Origin of the sequence: Bacillus sp. EU55, from assembly GCF_038005925.1 — a bacterium.
In the GTDB taxonomy this organism is placed as follows: domain Bacteria; phylum Bacillota; class Bacilli; order Bacillales; family Bacillaceae; genus Bacillus; species Bacillus velezensis.
Genome location: NZ_JBBOUE010000001.1, coordinates 2,799,231 through 2,814,213, shown reverse-complemented (window position 1 = coordinate 2,814,213; position 14,983 = coordinate 2,799,231). Strand labels below are relative to the sequence as shown.

Sequence of the window (14,983 nt, the reverse complement as noted above, 5' to 3'; positions counted from 1 at the left end):
ATGGTTAGGCATTGGTGCATTATCTCTAAGCTTTACTTTGGCTGCATGTGGGTCTGATTCTGCTTCTACAGATAAAACAGATTCAGATAAAGCTAAAACAACAGAGCAAGCAGCAGTTTAGCGGACGAAGGAGAAAAATCAGTTGCCTTACTTGAATACTGAATAGGTGTAAAAAAAGCGGTTATTCATACGGATTGAAAAAGAAGAACACGCAGCAGATTCACTTGCTCTTGTTTGGGGCAAGTGTTGACAACCCTATACTAGTTTAATTAAAGAAGGAGTATAAAACCTGTATCAATGGTGTTACTAGATATCTGCGACACAGGTTTTATATGTAGGTAACTAATATTCTGATATATGTAACATTGCATTTTTTTATTATGCAATAGTTCACTCTATTTCTGCTTTCAATTTTTCGAACCACTCTAAATTAACCAAGTGATGTGAACGGGAATTTTCATTCATGCGGCGAAAGTAATTGATTGTGCCGGGAATTTCTTGAGTGATGGACAGGTATTCATCAAGAAGCTCGATTCGAGTTTTAGTCTGATCGATTTGTGATTGGATCAGATCCAGTAATTTATTTTTGTCGAATTCATCGGCAAAGAGTAACGCCCCATAAAATGGCAGGTTCACATATTCCGATTTGGTGCCGTATTTGATCATTAATTTTTCGAATTCTGCCCTTCCCGAATCTGTGACTTTAAAGTTACGGATTTCACGCCCGCTGGTTGAGGGTTTCTGCTGAATCTGTTCAATCAAACACTTTTCTTCAAGTTGCTGCAGATTGTAATAAAATGAACCTTTCGTGAAGTTAACAATGTATTTGTAATGACGTTTTTCCATTAAAGCCAGAAGTTCATAGCCGTGAGCTCCGGGGTTTTGGATGAGCAAGCCAAGGATAAGTAAGGGAATCATGGTTTCATCACCTTCGCCATCCGCGCCTCAAATTCCGCGTACGTGATTTTACCCGAAGCCAAATCCATACTATGAAGGTAAATCTGTTCTGTTTTAGAATAGTCACCATGCACTTTCAGTGATTGCTCCTCTCCCGAAATGGGTTTCAGGATATGGTGCTTTTTCGAAAAAGCCTCGAAATAGCGGTAACCGAATTTACGTTGTGAAACTGCGTCTAAATGAATGCCATCAGGATTCGCAGTCAAACCTGCCGCAGTAACAAAATAACAATTCTGTTGTTCATTAGCAAAACGCAGCAATTGTTCATTAACCTGTCGAAATTCAGTCGCGTGCTGTCCAAAACCAGTCTTCCCAAGAAAGTCACCAAGCCCTCCAATAATCAACGGTACCTCATCAAGTTTCAACTCGTTTCTTAGCGTCTCGATGATAAGAGTTAATTTCTCGTAATAAGTTTCATGCAGCGAACGATAACTGTCACTCTCACCTTGGTGCCAAAGGATTCCGCAAATTTGACTGGATCGGAGGGCGAAGCGGGCTTCGGACAAAGCATGCTGAAAAAGGATGCCTTCCGGATGCCAGTCATTCAATGAACTGCCGCCTTCCGCACACGGGATCAAGCCAATTTCTTCATCGGGATGAGCTTTCGACCATGCATCTGCAAAAGATGCCGCCAGGCCAACGCCGGAAACCGGACGGTCGTAATTAATCGGCTCTGTCATCATCTGCCACTGTCCATTGCGCAGCATTTTTATTTTTTCATTATAGATAGGGTCTGCTTCATTCAAAAATCCACGGCCCGCCATATTCGACTGCCCCAACATTAAAAAAGACTTTATCATCTAATTTTTCACTTCTTTACATCAATATTTTAGTCTAATTAGACTATAGTCAATTCAGGTTGTCTTGTAAAGTTTCAACTAGGTTTTATTTTTATTATTAGTATGTATGAAGAACAAACTAACATTGAACATTTGGTGGATGTATTTGAGAAATAGCAAGTTCTTTTGCTTTAGGTCTTGATAAACAATGAAAAAACAACAAAAACCCTGTTATGTAAGGATTCCTACGAGGTTCAAAATCATTTTTCATAGGAAATACATTCAATGATGGGGGTGTAGCCCAAATGAAATGGATTGGTAAAAAGGGAGGGCTGTGTTGAAGGGGTTAAATATCAATAAAAAATTATTAAAAAGGTTAACGATTGTACCAATTCTATTCATTTGTTATGTTTTATTTTTAAATCCTGAAGTTATACTTGAAGAGCGATGTCCTAAAATGCAGAAAAAGCCGGGATGTCAGATCCGGCTTTTCGCTCACTTTCCCTTCGACTTCTTCCGCTTCTCCTTCTCCGCCCGGTAAAACTCATGAAACATCTTCATCAATGCGCGTTTTTCAATCCGCGACACATAACTCCTTGAAATGCCGAGCTCCTTTGCGATCTCGCGCTGCGTTTTTTCTTTTTTTAAATCAAGGCCGAAGCGGCCGACGATGACTTCTTTTTCGCGGTCGTCTAAAATATCGATATATTTTTTGACCTTTTCAAGTTCCATGTTGAGCTGAATGGTGTCGATCACATCTTCGCTTTCCGACTTGAGAACATCAATCAGGCTTATTTCATTCCCTTCTTTATCCTGGCCGATCGGGTCATGAAGGGAGACGTCTTTTTTCGTTTTTTTCAATGCGCGCAGATGCATTAAAATCTCATTCTCAATACATCGTGCGGCATATGTGGCAAGCTTCGTGCCTTTTCCGGCTGAGTAGCTTTCAATTCCTTTGATCAGCCCGATTGTACCGATGGAGATCAGATCTTCTGCGTCTTCTCCCGTGTTTTCGAATTTTTTTACAATATGGGCGACTAAACGGAGATTATGTTCGATCAGCATATTGCGGGCGTGTTCATCGCCTTCGGCCATAAGGTCTAAGTATTTTTTCTCCTCACTATTTGAGAGCGGTTGTGGAAAGGCATTATTTTTCACGTATGATACTAAAAACACGAGTTCTTTCACAATAAACCCGAGCGCTGCAAAAACACCTGTCACCATCCTCACCTCCACAAAGTTATGTAGGCAAAAGCCTATATGTAACTGTATGTGGCAGTCAGGCTGTTTGTGTCTGTACAGGGAAATTAATCAAAGGCAGGTTTTATTTCTTACAGCCTCTTGATTTTTTCTGATTGAGCCTGTATATTGTTAAAAAAAGTAAGGGTGAAAAGAATATAACGAAAAGCGCTGAAGAGACAAGTAGACAGATATCATTCATGACAGAGAGCTCCGGGAGCTGTGAAGGAGTATGAATGGATGTGTTGAAACAAACCTCTTAGCTTCGCATCGGAATCATGAAAAACAAGGATGATGCGGCGGATACTCCTGTTACCGAGTAAGCTTTGTACCCGGCTTAGGCCGGCACCAAACCGAATTGAGGTGGCATAGCGGGCTGTTTCCCGTCCTCAAGACTTTATTGTCTTGAGGGCGTTTTTTATTTCTAAGGGAGGGATAAGATGAAAAACCTGAAGTCTTGGCTGTACCCGATGCTTCTGTTAACCGGAATCGGGATAGCAAATATTGGTGAATGGATTTATTTTTTGTCTCTTAATCTTATTGTCTTAAAAGAAACGGGGTCTGCTTTTGCGGTTTCCATCCTTTATTTAATCAGGCCTGCGGCTGTTTTGATGACAAATGGGTGGGCGGGCAGCATCATCGACCGGTGTAACAAACGGAATATGATGATGTCGCTTGATTTCATCCGGGCTGCATTCATTGCCGTTCTGCCGCTGATGTTTACTGTACGGTCTTTATTTTCCATTTATTGTATCGTGTTTTTGATTCAAATGGCCAATGCGATGTTTCGTCCGTGTTCCATGGCGTATGTGACGATGCTTATTCCGGCTGAAAGGAGAAAACGATTCAATTCACTAAGGGCTTTGTCGGAATCAGGGGCTTTTCTCCTCGGGCCGGCTGCGGCCGGGCTGCTTTTTATCGCCGGCACGCCGATTTTTGCAATTTGGGTGAATGCGGGGGCTTTAGTGCTGTCCGGTTTCATCACGATGATGCTGCCGAGCCTTGAAAATGAGCCTCACGTACATTCTCCCAGACAGAAGCTTTCTTTGGCAGTGTGCAAAGAAGATTGGAAGCTCGTCTATCGCTTCAGCCGAACGGCGCGAAACGTCATGATCATTTATTTTTTATTCAGTCTGGTCATGACCGTTATGCCATCCGCGCTTGATTCGCTTGAAGCCGCTTTTGCAAAAGAGGTTCTTCAGCTGACTGATGCCGATTACGGTTTTCTCGTCAGTGTCTCAGGGGCAGGGGTTATTGCGGGGGCGCTTGTCAATGTGTTCTTTAATAAAAAAATGCCGGCTTCTTTATTGATGGGAATGGGCTCTTTATTCACAGCGGTTGGATATATAATTTATGTGTTTTCTGACGTTTTTTGGACAGCTGCTTTCGGATTTTTCCTTCTCGCTTTTTTTCTGGCGTTTGCCAATACAGGCTTTCTGACGTTTTATCAAAAGAATGTTCCGGTGGACATCATGGGGAGAGTGGGGAGCTTTTATTCATTAGTCGAAGCCGTCTTCATTATAGTGGTAACGGCGGTTTTCGGAGCGGCGGCTGTCAGTTCTTCCGTCCGCGGCATCGTCATCGCAGGGGCTGCTGTTATGCTGGCGTTGGCAGCCGTTTTATGCTCGTTCTTATTTGCGGCCTCAAAAAGGAGGACTCCCGATGTATTTCAAGCGGATCAATGTAAACAAACATAAAGAGACGGCCGTTTCATTTCGTGAGGATTCGTTTTTCGTCAGTTTTGGCACGGCGGATCATTTTAATAAGGATGAATATCTCAGATGGCTGTCATCCCAAATCTAATGCTCACCCGACAATTTTATGCTGCTTCTTCATAACGGGCAGCCGATCGGACAGCTTGAAGCTTCCATCAAATTTTACCGCAGCCAAAAAATCGGTTATGTGCACCTTTACTATATGACTGAGCAGCAGAGGGGAAGAGGGTGCGGAACAAAACTGCATCAATACGCGAATCAGTTTTTCAGAGCGAACGGTGTTTCGGAATATCACCTGAGAGTTTCGCCGGGCAATGAAGCGGCTCTGTCATTTTTGCAGAAAGAAAAACATGGAAGTGATCGGTTCAGGATGTAACGGAAAAGTTCTCAGAATGAGAGGAGCCGTACCGCCGCAATAGGGGGCGGTACGCGTTTCATTTTCTCGTTGTTTTTAAAAGACCGGGAAACTTCTTATAAATGACCGCCATTAAGACGAGCATATACATTCCGTAAATCCCGAAAGACAGCAGTTTGTTGCTTGTAAATGAAGCGCCTGCGACGGTTACGATCACAATGTTCGGAATTTTGCCGAGCACCGACGCAGAAAAAAAGATCGGCCATCGTATGTTACTCAGCCCGCAGACGGTATTCATGGCAAGCGACGGTATAATCGGAATCAGCCGCCCGAAAAGCACCGCCGTAAACGCGTGCTGATGAAATGAATCTTCATATTGAGCCGCGGCTGGGTAAGCCAGCAGCTTTTTTCTGGCCCAGTCTCTGAATCCGTACCGGACGAGAAAAAACAATGCCATCGTTCCGAGCATCGCGCCTGACAATGTAATCCACACTCCGTTTACAATCCCAAAAACCGCTCCGTTTAAGGCTGCGATAATGGCGAATGGAACGATCGGAAAAAATACGTCAGCTGCGACCAGAAGGATACTCATAAGCACGGCGTACATGCCGCCCGCGCGAATCATGCTGAGCCAGACGTCTTTTTGCATAAAGCCGATCATCACGACAGCAATGATGACGGCAAGACTGAATCCCTTTTTTATCATCTGTACGTTCACCTCTTTTCAATTAGTATACAGCACAAATCTATCTCCTTCTATTAAAATAAGCTGTCCGATAAGCGTACTTGTTTATCAGCATTTGCCGTTTGATGAGAAACGGCTGCACCCGGATTTGGACAAAAACAAGCGGGAAGCGGTGATGTACATCATTTGATGCAGAGAATGATTTTTTATAAAAGGGGACACGTTAACAGTAGTGTTTACTGGAGGTGTAAACGTTGAGATGCTTTCATCTGATCATCATGATATGCGTCCTCACGAGTCTCACTGCCGTGTCCGCCGATGCGAAATCTTTAAAAAGAAGTGACATGGAGAAGACGGGAAACGTGTACTGGGATATAAGGTCTGAAAAAAAGAAGCTATCTTTAACCTTCGATGACGGCCCCCATCCTGTCTATACGGAGGCTGTGTTAGACGTGCTGAAACAGCACAATGTTAAAGCAACCTTTTTTTGTATCGGGAGCCGTATAGACAAATACCCCATAACGGCAAAACGCATCGTTGAAGAAGGACATGAAATCGGCAACCATACGATGAACCATGTTTATTTTCACCGTTTAAAACGCAAAGACATTTTACAAGAGCTTCACAGCTCCGCGCATCATATCAGATCGCTGCAGCCGGAAGGGGACAAGTTATTCCGCCCGCCGGGAGGGTCGTTGAATCAGACGGCTTTCAAAAGCATCTTAAAAGAGGGCTATCATATCATCATGTGGTCATGGAACCAAGATCCGAGGGACTGGAAAAGGCCCGGAAAAGGAAAAATTGTCAGGCACGTTGTTTCACATGCCAGAGATGGAGATATCGTTCTTCTGCATGACGGCGGAGGAAACCGGCACCAGACGGTTGAGGCTTTGAAAGAAATCATTCCCCAGCTGAAAAAGCAGGGCTACACGTTTGTTAAGGTTTCGGATTTGATCGGACAGGATTCCGGTCCTTTTCATATCCAGTAAAGAGAGCGCCGCGTTGAAAGCCGCCAAAGAGATGTGTACCATAGGAGGTAAGGTTTGGAGGGAGAGAAAATGAAGTTTGCTGTTCTTTTTATTACGATAACCTGTCTGTTATCAGGATGCGCTGCGGGCGAAGAGAAAAGTGTTGTCGCGTTCGGCGACAGCAATACGCGCGGTTCCAACTGGGATTATCGTGATTATCCGAAGGCGCAGCAGTGGGTAAACATGTTAAAAACAGCGGAACGCGGCCGTCTTACGGTTATAAATGCGGGAATAGGCGGCCAGACGACTGAGGATGCGCGCCTGCGCTTTCAAAGCGACGTGCTGGAGCGTAAGCCCCAATATTTATTTATCATGTTCGGAACAAATGATGCGGGCATTTTGACGGGCGATCAGCCGCGAGTATCAAAGAAACGGTTTAAAGAAAACCTGACTTATTTCATAAACGAAAGCAGAAATCACGGCATAAAGCCGATTTTAATGACGTGCATCCCGGTTATAGAAGGAAACGGAACGCATCATCTCTATTACTATTCGAGATATAAAGCCTCAGCCTTTAAAGAAAAAGGCGGCGCGAGAAAATGGCATAATTCCTATAACGGCGTTACGAGGCAGGTTGCAGCTGAGTTGAAAGTGCCGCTGGTGGATAACTGGAAACACTTTATACGCGCGGACGGCGGCAAAGATACAGACCGGGCGCTGATTCAATCCGGACTGATAGATCCCTCCGGAAATCATATGACGCCAAAAGGCGCCAGAATCTTAATTGAAGGCATAAAAAATGGGCGGGTTTTGGAACGCTGACGCCGTCAGCTGCCTAAACCGTTTTGCTTCTGCTTCATAGGCTGTAGAAAAAACATCTTTTTGGAGGCGATTGCTATGAACCGCGGTTTCCCTCCGCAATATCCTGTATGCCCGCCTCCTCGGGTGAATGCGGGGTACTGGTACGCATTTTTTGTTGTGCTGCTCGTCGTCATTCTCGTCCTGGGCGGTCTGTATTGGTTCAATATATAGCAGCCGTCCTCTTAACACCTCTATTTTAGGGGTGTTTTTTGTTGAAAGTGGTAGTAATGCGCATAACCGAAGTGATATAATATCAGTCATCTGAGTAAAAAAAGGAAATTCGCCCGGGGAATTTTTTTCTGTTTAAGAAGAAACGGAAATAATGTGTCCGAGCGATCTTCTTTTGATTTCGTTTTCAATTAACTCGATAAATTCACGGCTCAAATTCATTTCATTGGCTTTGAAATAAGATTCTATTAGTAATTCATCAGAAAGCTTTCTCATGCCGGGGACCCAATTAATGGGAGTGGCACCTCCTTACAATTGTAATCAATCATCAGACGCAAGCATATGATGGAAGGTTGCGTTTCAATCATGGTGAGGTTATCTTTAATCTACCATGAAATACAAATAAGAACAATCGTTCTGTTATCCACACTCGTAAGTGGATAACTTGTTAGTATCTTGTTTATAATCTGGATAAATCCGGATGTAATAAGAGTGGATAATGTGTGTAATTTTATCCACAACTGGTGAAGAAACCCAATTTTTGTCGAAATTTTTTTACTGAGTCCGACTTTGTTTTTAAATCTGACAGGTTTCGACATATAGATGATAGAAAGAAAAGGAAGGGTGCGGGTTTTGTTAAAAAAGTTTTTTTTACCTGACGAATTTGTGAAAAATATATTTCATATCACACCGGAAAAGCTCAAAGAACGCAATGTGAAAGGGATTATTACAGACCTTGACAACACGCTTGTGGAGTGGGACAGACCGAGTGCGACACCTCGATTGATCGAGTGGTTTGAAGAAATGAAGGAGCACGGCATTAAAGTCACGATCGTCTCCAATAATAATGAACGAAGAGTGAAATTATTCTCGGAGCCGCTTGGCATACCGTTTATTTATAAGGCAAGAAAACCGATGGGACGCGCCTTTAAAAGAGCCGTCAGCAGCATGGATCTGAAAAAAGAAGACTGTGTGGTCATCGGCGATCAGCTGCTTACTGATGTTCTCGGCGGAAACAGAAACGGGTATCATACGATCCTCGTCGTGCCTGTCGCTTCCTCTGACGGAGTCATGACGCGCTTTAACCGCCGGATTGAACGGAGAATATTGAGTTCTTTGAAACGTAAAGGCCATATTCAGTGGGAGGATTAGAAATGGAAAAGGTTGTTTGCATCGGCTGCGGAGTAGCGATCCAGACCGAGGATAAACAAGGTCTCGGATACGCGCCAAAGGCATCGCTCACGAAAGAGAATGTCATCTGCCAGCGCTGTTTCAGACTGAAAAATTACAATGAAATTCAAGATGTTTCATTGACGGATGATGACTTTTTAAATATCTTGCACACAATCGGCGATACTGACTCTCTTATTGTCAAAGTCGTTGATATTTTTGATTTTAACGGAAGCTGGATAAACGGGCTGAACCGCTTTGTCGGCGGTAATCCGATCATTCTTGTCGGTAATAAGGCCGATATCCTGCCGAAATCCGTAAAACGGGAACGCCTCGTTCAATGGATGAAACGCGAAGCGAAAGAATACGGCTTAAAACCCCTTGATGTCTTTTTAATCAGCGCTTCCCGCGGACAAGGGATGAAAGAAGTCATTGACGCCATTGAACATTACCGCGAAGGCCGCGATGTGTATGTGGTGGGCTGTACCAATGTCGGCAAATCCACATTTATCAACCGGATTATTAAAGAGGTCTCAGGGGAAGAGAATATTATTACCACCTCTCAATTTCCGGGCACGACGCTTGACGCGATTGAAATCCCGCTCGATGACGGATCTGCGCTTTATGATACGCCGGGAATCATTAACCATCACCAGATGGCGCATTACGTGGACAAGCGTGACTTAAAGGTGCTGACACCGAAAAAAGAACTGAAGCCGCGCACTTTTCAGCTGAATGAAAAACAAACGCTTTATTTCGGCGGGCTTGCCCGGTTTGACTATGTATCAGGCGATAAAACGGCGTTTGTCTGCTATATGCCGAATGAATTGATGATTCACAGAACAAAGCTTGAAAATGCTGATGCCTTATACGAAAAGCATGCGGGAGAACTGCTTACCCCGCCCGGAAAAGATCATTTGGATGAATTTCCGGAGCTTACGCCCCACACGTTTACGATTAAAGAAGGAAAGACGGATATCGTTTTTTCCGGTCTCGGCTGGGTCACGGTGCAGCAAGCAGATAAAAAAATAACGGCATACGCTCCGAAAGGCGTACACGTATTTGTCCGCCGTTCATTAATATAGAGAGAAGGGGAGAGGGAGCATGAAACAATTGTACGGAGTAATCGGAAATCCGATCGGGCATTCAATGTCACCCGATATTCATAACGCGGCTTTGCAAGATAAAAACATCAACGGGCAGTATTTTGCGTTTCAGGTGGAACCTCATCATCTCAAGGACGCCGTTAACGGAATCAAGGCGCTTGGCATCTGCGGAGTGAACGTCACAGTCCCGCATAAAGTCGCGATCATGGAGCATCTGGATGAAATACATGAAAGCGCGAAAGTACTTGGGGCCGTAAATACCGTCAAAAGAGAGGGAGACAGGCTCATCGGGTATAATACTGACGGAGATGGGTTTTATAAATCCTTAGTCAAAGTATTGGACAAACCGATATCAGAGCTCTCCATCCTCATGATTGGGGCGGGAGGAGCGGCAAGAGCGATTTTTACGACGATCGTCCGCAGAGAGCCGAAACAATTTGACGTTTGCAACCGCACGCCGGAAAAAGCAGAAAGTCTGATTGCGGCTGCTCCCTCTTTTCAGCAGAAACGCGCCCTTACTTTAAAAGAAGCTGAAAATCAGCTTGAACAATATGACGTCATTATTCATACAACATCTGTCGGCATGTATCCGAAAACGGATGCCGTGCCGCTCTCATTGGAACGGGCCAAAACGGGCGCCATCGTTTGTGATATCGTATACAACCCGATTCAAACGGCGTTCTTAAAAGAAGCTGAAAAAAGAGGTTTAACAACCCTTGACGGTGTCGGCATGTTTGTGGAACAGGCCGCACTGTCTTTCAAGCTGTGGACGGAACAAGAGCCTGACAGCGGCTTAATGAGAGCGATTGTTGAAGGGAAACTAGGAGGAACACAATGTTAACAGGAAAACAAAAACGGTTTTTGCGTTCAAAAGCGCATCACTTAACGCCTATTTTTCAAGTGGGAAAAGGCGGAGTCAACGAAAACATGGTGAAACAGATTGCCGAGGCTTTAGAAGCAAGAGAGCTGATTAAAGTCAGCGTGCTTCAAAACTGCGAAGACGATAAAAATGATGTCGCAGAAGCCCTTGTGAAAGGCAGCCGCTCACAATTGGTGCAGACGATCGGAAATACGATCGTATTGTATAAGGAATCAAAGGAAAATAAACAAATCGAGCTTCCGTAAGGTGGTTGACATGAAGAAAATCGGAATATTCGGAGGCACATTTGACCCTCCGCACAACGGACATCTTCTGATGGCTAATGAAGTCCTTCATCAGGCGGAGCTCGATGAGATTTGGTTTATGCCAAATAAAATCCCTCCGCATAAGCAGAATGGAGACTTTACAGACAGCCGGCACCGGGTGGAGATGCTGAAGCTTGCCATCAGCTCTAATTCCGGCTTTAAGCTTGAGCTTGCGGAAATGGACCGGAAAGGCCCTTCTTATACCTATGATACCGTCCGTTTGCTGAAGGAGCGGCACCCGAACGACAAGCTTTTCTTTATTATCGGGGCGGATATGATTGAATATCTGCCGAAATGGTACAAACTGGACGAACTGCTCACGCTCATTCAATTTATCGGAGTGCGGCGCCCGGGGTATCATATTGAGACCCCGTACCCGCTGCTTTTTGCCGACGTTCCGGAATTTGACGTTTCGTCAACGATGCTGAGAGAACGTCTCAAAGCAAAAAAGCCGACGCAATACTTAATGCCGGATAAAGTGAGGCAGTATATAGAGGAGAATGATTTATATGAATCGTGAGGAAGCACTTGCCTGCGTCAAAGAACAGCTGACCGAGCATCGCTACATCCACACAATCGGCGTGACAGATACGGCGGTTATTCTCGCAGGCCGGTTCGGAGCAGATCCGAAAAAAGCGGAAATGGCTGCTATTTTTCATGATTATGCGAAATTCCGGCCGAAAGAAGAAATGAAGCAGATCATCGTGCGGGAAAAAATGCCGGCTGAGCTCTTGGATTACAATGCCGAGCTGTGGCATGCCCCTGTGGGAGCGTATCTGGCTGAGAAAGAAGCGGGGATCACTGATCCTGAGATCTTGGATGCAATCCGCTATCACACGTCAGGGCGTCCCGGAATGACCCTTTTAGACAAAGTCATTTACGTTGCGGATTACATTGAACCCGGCCGCCATTTTCCCGGAGTGGAAGAGGTGCGCCGTCTGGCGGAAACGGATCTGAACGAAGCGCTCATACAAGCAATGAAAAATACAATGATATTTCTGATGAAAAAAAACCAGCCGGTCTTTCCGGAGACGTTTGCAACCTATAACTGGCTGGTGTCTCAAAATTGACAGGAGGAATTTGAAGAATGAATCAAGCTTCCGTATTAAAAATCGCGGCAAAAGCATGCGACGATAAACGTGCAGAAGATATTTTAGCGCTGGACATGGAAGGAATCTCACTTATAGCGGATTACTTTTTAATCTGCCACGGGAATTCTGATAAGCAGGTTCAGGCAATTGCGCGTGAAATTAAAGATCAGGCAGAAGAAAACGGCATTGATGTCAAAAAGATGGAAGGGTTTGATGAGGCCCGCTGGATTTTAGTTGATCTCGGCGACGTCATTGTCCACGTTTTCCATAAAGATGAAAGAAGCTACTACAATCTTGAAAAGCTATGGGGCGACGCGCCGCTCGCAGAGCTTGAGCTCGGCTTGAACTCATGATTTACCAAGGCTTCGCCGGCGTATATGACGAGTTAATGTCACATGCGCCGTATGATGAATGGGCGGGCTGGATCGAAGCGTCTCTTCCGGAAAAGGGAAGGGTGCTTGATCTTGCCTGCGGAACCGGAGAAATATCCATCAGGCTTGCTGAAAAAGGCTGCGAAGTCACGGGGATTGATTTGAGTGAAGATATGCTGAGCTGTGCCCAGCAGAAAAAAACGGGAAAGCCGATTCTTTTTCTCCAGCAGGATATGAGAGAGCTTTCCGGTTTTGAAGAACAGTTTGATGCTGTAGTCATCTGCTGTGATTCCCTAAATTACTTAAAAACGAAAAATGATGTCTTAAGCACCTTCAAAAGTGTTTTTCAAGTTTTGAAGGAGGGCGGCCTGCTTCTGTTTGACGTCCATTCCCCATTTAAAATGACGGAGCTTTTTCCGGACAGCACCCATGCGGATCAGGATGAGCAGATCAGCTATATCTGGCAAAGCTTTGCCGGCGATGAAGAGCTTTCTGTCATCCATGATATGTCCTTTTTCGTATGGAACGGACAATCTTATGACCGCTATGACGAGACGCATGAGCAAAAAACATTTTACATTGAAGAATATGAACAAATGCTTGCAGAGACCGGATTTGAACTGAAGAAGGTGACGGCTGATTTTACAGACCGGCCTCCTTCAACAGAGTCTGAACGTCTTTTCTTCACGGCAGGCAAACCAAAAACCATCGTTTAAACGGAACGATGGTTTTTAAAATGCATTTTTTGCGATTGACGCGATAAAGCACTTTATGGCATACTCAGTTACACGTGAAATTGCTTCTTCACTAACGATATATCTTCATCGTATTTGTCATGTGTACGCTGAAAGACACGGTTGAACATATCCTGAACACCGCTTTCGAGAGCCTTCAGTCCTTCCCCGGTGACGCCGCCTTTTACGCATACTTTTTCCTGCAAGGCGGGAAGCGTGTAATGCCCTGTTTCCAGAAGCTTTCCGAGACCGACAAGCATTTCCGTCGACATAATCACTGCTTCTTCTTTGGTGATGTCCGTTTCTTCCACTGCCGCGTCAATAAAGCGCTGAACGAGATAACTCATAAAAGCGGGCCCGCAGCTGACAATGTCTGACGCCGCTCTTGTAATGCCGCTGCTGATTTCTACAGGTTTTGAGATATGAGTGAACAGCGTTTCAATATCCGCTTTTGCAGACTCGCTGCAGCTTTTGCCGAACGTAACAAGCGAGACGCCGGCCAAGGCGCGGTTCGTAATGCTCGGAATGACGCGGGCCGTCTGACACGGAACCGTATGTTCAATCTGATCCGTCTGAACGGGACTGGTAATGGAGATTAAAATGTGATCTTTCCGTAAATGCGGTGTGAGTTTCTTTAGCAAAGGATATATATCCAGCGGTTTTACACAAATGAATATTATTTCATTTTCCTGTACGAGCTTTTCCTGATCCTCGGTGACATGGATGCCGCTGAAACGTTCTTTTAGTTTTAATGCTTTTTCGATTGTTCTGTTTGTGATGGTGATATGTGAGGGATCGGCAGCGTTTGATTCGATAAACGATTCAATCAGGATCGTTCCCATGTTTCCGGTGCCGATAAAGCCTATTTTCAATGAATTCCCCTCCTTTTTCCCTTAATCCTCTAAACCTTATGCGGGGAGGCAATGCAATATGACGAAAGCGATGATGACGGAGCGGCTGCGGCGGAACCTGAAAATTCTGGGCGCTTGTCTTGCGGCAGGGGCGGTTTTTATCTGTATTTGGCTGTTTCGTTCTGAAAAGGAAGAGCCGGTCAAACAGCAGTCCGTGCTCGGCCAAACAGCCTCAGCATCCGTCGCGGACAAAAAAGACACCGCAGACGATAAGATTATGATTGATGTGAAAGGTGCGGTCCGAAATCCCGGCGTGTATGAAATGAAAGCGGGAGACAGGGTGACGCAAGCCATTGAAAAAGCCGGCGGCCTGAAGAAAAAGGCGGATGAATTGAATGTTAATTTAGCAGAGCAGCTGCAGGACGGGACGATTGTTTATATTCCGAGTGAAGGCGAAGAGGAGAATCGCCCGAAAACAGCGGCGGGTGAAAAGGAGAATGCAGCTGTCAATATCAATACGGCATCTCTGGACGAACTTCAGGCGATTTCCGGGGTGGGGCAGAAAAAAGCGGAAGCGATTATCGCCTACCGAGAAGAAAACGGACGGTTTCAGACTGCTGAAGATTTGATGAATGTATCAGGCTTTGGAGAAAAGTCATTTGAGCGGATAAAAACTTCCATTACGGTAAAGTGAATTGACGGTTTTGCTTAAATCTATGTAAACTTAGAAAAGCAACAAGACTTTTTG

The 14,983-nt window shown here is 44.9% G+C and carries 21 protein-coding genes and 1 other annotated feature; of the genes, 15 read left to right on the top strand and 6 right to left on the bottom strand.

The genetic code is table 11. The features are described 5' to 3' along the window. Positions 1-390 precede the first annotated feature (390 nt). The 3 genes from NYE50_RS14305 to sigK all read right to left on the bottom strand — a co-directional run bounded on the left by NYE50_RS14305 (position 391) and on the right by sigK (position 2,960). Positions 391-918: a PadR family transcriptional regulator gene (locus NYE50_RS14305; RefSeq protein WP_021494341.1), complete on the bottom strand. Its 528-nt coding sequence runs from the start codon at positions 916-918 to the stop codon at positions 391-393. Beyond that, the gene (locus NYE50_RS14300; RefSeq protein WP_071181856.1) at positions 915-1,757 is read right to left on the bottom strand and encodes a sialate O-acetylesterase; all 843 of its coding nucleotides are present in this window, start codon (positions 1,755-1,757) and stop codon (positions 915-917) included. Before NYE50_RS14300 ends, NYE50_RS14305 begins: the two co-directional genes overlap by 4 nt. Positions 1,758-2,231: 474 nt before the next feature. Next, complete coding sequence (sigK, locus tag NYE50_RS14295; protein WP_016938880.1) at positions 2,232-2,960, bottom strand: RNA polymerase sporulation sigma factor SigK; 729 nt, start codon at positions 2,958-2,960, stop codon at positions 2,232-2,234. A gap of 177 nt (positions 2,961-3,137) precedes the next feature. Beyond that, positions 3,138-3,369, top strand: a binding site (T-box leader). Positions 3,370-3,415: 46 nt separating this feature from the next. On the opposite strand from sigK, the gene NYE50_RS14290 reads away from it, so the two are divergent. Genes NYE50_RS14290 through NYE50_RS14280 form a run of 3 tightly spaced genes read left to right on the top strand, consistent with a single transcriptional unit; the run spans position 3,416 to position 5,066 of the window. Continuing rightward, positions 3,416-4,672, top strand: coding sequence for an MFS transporter (locus NYE50_RS14290; RefSeq protein ID WP_159354398.1), 1,257 nt, complete (start codon positions 3,416-3,418; stop codon positions 4,670-4,672). Next, positions 4,638-4,778 (top strand): hypothetical protein, encoded by a 141-nt coding sequence (locus NYE50_RS14285; protein WP_224988464.1) that lies wholly within the window; start codon positions 4,638-4,640, stop codon positions 4,776-4,778. The genes NYE50_RS14290 and NYE50_RS14285 overlap by 35 nt, the downstream gene beginning before the upstream one ends. A gap of 18 nt (positions 4,779-4,796) precedes the next feature. After that, the gene (locus NYE50_RS14280; RefSeq protein ID WP_224988465.1) at positions 4,797-5,066 is read left to right on the top strand and encodes a GNAT family N-acetyltransferase; all 270 of its coding nucleotides are present in this window, start codon (positions 4,797-4,799) and stop codon (positions 5,064-5,066) included. 58 nt (positions 5,067-5,124) lie between these two features. Here the strand turns inward: NYE50_RS14280 and NYE50_RS14275 are convergent, their stop codons facing one another. Further along, positions 5,125-5,751: a TVP38/TMEM64 family protein gene (locus NYE50_RS14275; protein ID WP_053573178.1), complete on the bottom strand. Its 627-nt coding sequence runs from the start codon at positions 5,749-5,751 to the stop codon at positions 5,125-5,127. Positions 5,752-5,984: 233 nt separating this feature from the next. Between NYE50_RS14275 and NYE50_RS14270 the strand changes: the two genes are divergently transcribed. From NYE50_RS14270 to NYE50_RS14260, 3 genes are all read left to right on the top strand, one after another. Continuing rightward, positions 5,985-6,719: a polysaccharide deacetylase family protein gene (locus NYE50_RS14270; RefSeq protein WP_159354397.1), complete on the top strand. Its 735-nt coding sequence runs from the start codon at positions 5,985-5,987 to the stop codon at positions 6,717-6,719. A gap of 69 nt (positions 6,720-6,788) precedes the next feature. Continuing rightward, on the top strand, positions 6,789-7,520 hold the full coding sequence (locus tag NYE50_RS14265) for an SGNH/GDSL hydrolase family protein (RefSeq protein ID WP_159354396.1): 732 nt from the start codon (positions 6,789-6,791) through the stop codon (positions 7,518-7,520). A 75-nt stretch (positions 7,521-7,595) separates the two neighbouring features. After that, positions 7,596-7,730, top strand: coding sequence for a hypothetical protein (locus NYE50_RS14260; protein WP_003152848.1), 135 nt, complete (start codon positions 7,596-7,598; stop codon positions 7,728-7,730). A 132-nt stretch (positions 7,731-7,862) separates the two neighbouring features. Here NYE50_RS14260 and NYE50_RS14255 read toward each other — a convergent pair whose 3' ends face one another. Next, positions 7,863-8,003, bottom strand: coding sequence for a sporulation histidine kinase inhibitor Sda (locus NYE50_RS14255; RefSeq protein WP_003152850.1), 141 nt, complete (start codon positions 8,001-8,003; stop codon positions 7,863-7,865). A 357-nt stretch (positions 8,004-8,360) separates the two neighbouring features. Between NYE50_RS14255 and NYE50_RS14250 the strand changes: the two genes are divergently transcribed. The 8 genes from NYE50_RS14250 to NYE50_RS14215 are packed head-to-tail and all read left to right on the top strand — an operon-like array spanning position 8,361 to position 13,366. Next, the gene (locus tag NYE50_RS14250) at positions 8,361-8,879 is read left to right on the top strand and encodes a YqeG family HAD IIIA-type phosphatase (RefSeq protein ID WP_007408254.1); all 519 of its coding nucleotides are present in this window, start codon (positions 8,361-8,363) and stop codon (positions 8,877-8,879) included. Positions 8,880-8,881: 2 nt separating this feature from the next. After that, entirely contained in the window at positions 8,882-9,982 is a 1,101-nt protein-coding gene (yqeH, locus tag NYE50_RS14245) for a ribosome biogenesis GTPase YqeH (RefSeq protein WP_014418423.1), read from the top strand. A 19-nt stretch (positions 9,983-10,001) separates the two neighbouring features. Further along, positions 10,002-10,844: a shikimate dehydrogenase gene (gene aroE / locus NYE50_RS14240; RefSeq protein ID WP_003152856.1), complete on the top strand. Its 843-nt coding sequence runs from the start codon at positions 10,002-10,004 to the stop codon at positions 10,842-10,844. Then, positions 10,838-11,128 (top strand): ribosome assembly RNA-binding protein YhbY, encoded by a 291-nt coding sequence (gene yhbY, locus NYE50_RS14235; RefSeq protein ID WP_003152858.1) that lies wholly within the window; start codon positions 10,838-10,840, stop codon positions 11,126-11,128. Before aroE ends, yhbY begins: the two co-directional genes overlap by 7 nt. A 10-nt stretch (positions 11,129-11,138) precedes the next feature. Continuing rightward, the gene (locus NYE50_RS14230) at positions 11,139-11,708 is read left to right on the top strand and encodes a nicotinate-nucleotide adenylyltransferase (RefSeq protein WP_017418182.1); all 570 of its coding nucleotides are present in this window, start codon (positions 11,139-11,141) and stop codon (positions 11,706-11,708) included. Next, positions 11,698-12,258 (top strand): bis(5'-nucleosyl)-tetraphosphatase (symmetrical) YqeK, encoded by a 561-nt coding sequence (gene yqeK / locus NYE50_RS14225; protein ID WP_014418422.1) that lies wholly within the window; start codon positions 11,698-11,700, stop codon positions 12,256-12,258. The genes NYE50_RS14230 and yqeK overlap by 11 nt, the downstream gene beginning before the upstream one ends. A 17-nt stretch (positions 12,259-12,275) precedes the next feature. Beyond that, complete coding sequence (gene rsfS, locus NYE50_RS14220) at positions 12,276-12,632, top strand: ribosome silencing factor (protein WP_007408260.1); 357 nt, start codon at positions 12,276-12,278, stop codon at positions 12,630-12,632. Further along, a complete protein-coding gene (locus NYE50_RS14215) occupies positions 12,629-13,366 on the top strand; it encodes a class I SAM-dependent DNA methyltransferase (RefSeq protein ID WP_015417856.1) in 738 nt (245 codons plus the stop codon). The genes rsfS and NYE50_RS14215 overlap by 4 nt, the downstream gene beginning before the upstream one ends. Before the next feature lie 68 nt (positions 13,367-13,434). Here NYE50_RS14215 and comER read toward each other — a convergent pair whose 3' ends face one another. Continuing rightward, positions 13,435-14,256 (bottom strand): late competence protein ComER, encoded by an 822-nt coding sequence (gene comER / locus NYE50_RS14210; protein ID WP_159354395.1) that lies wholly within the window; start codon positions 14,254-14,256, stop codon positions 13,435-13,437. Between the two features lie 58 nt (positions 14,257-14,314). Between comER and NYE50_RS14205 the strand changes: the two genes are divergently transcribed. Next, positions 14,315-14,929: a helix-hairpin-helix domain-containing protein gene (locus NYE50_RS14205; RefSeq protein ID WP_015240245.1), complete on the top strand. Its 615-nt coding sequence runs from the start codon at positions 14,315-14,317 to the stop codon at positions 14,927-14,929. Positions 14,930-14,983: the final 54 nt, after the last annotated feature.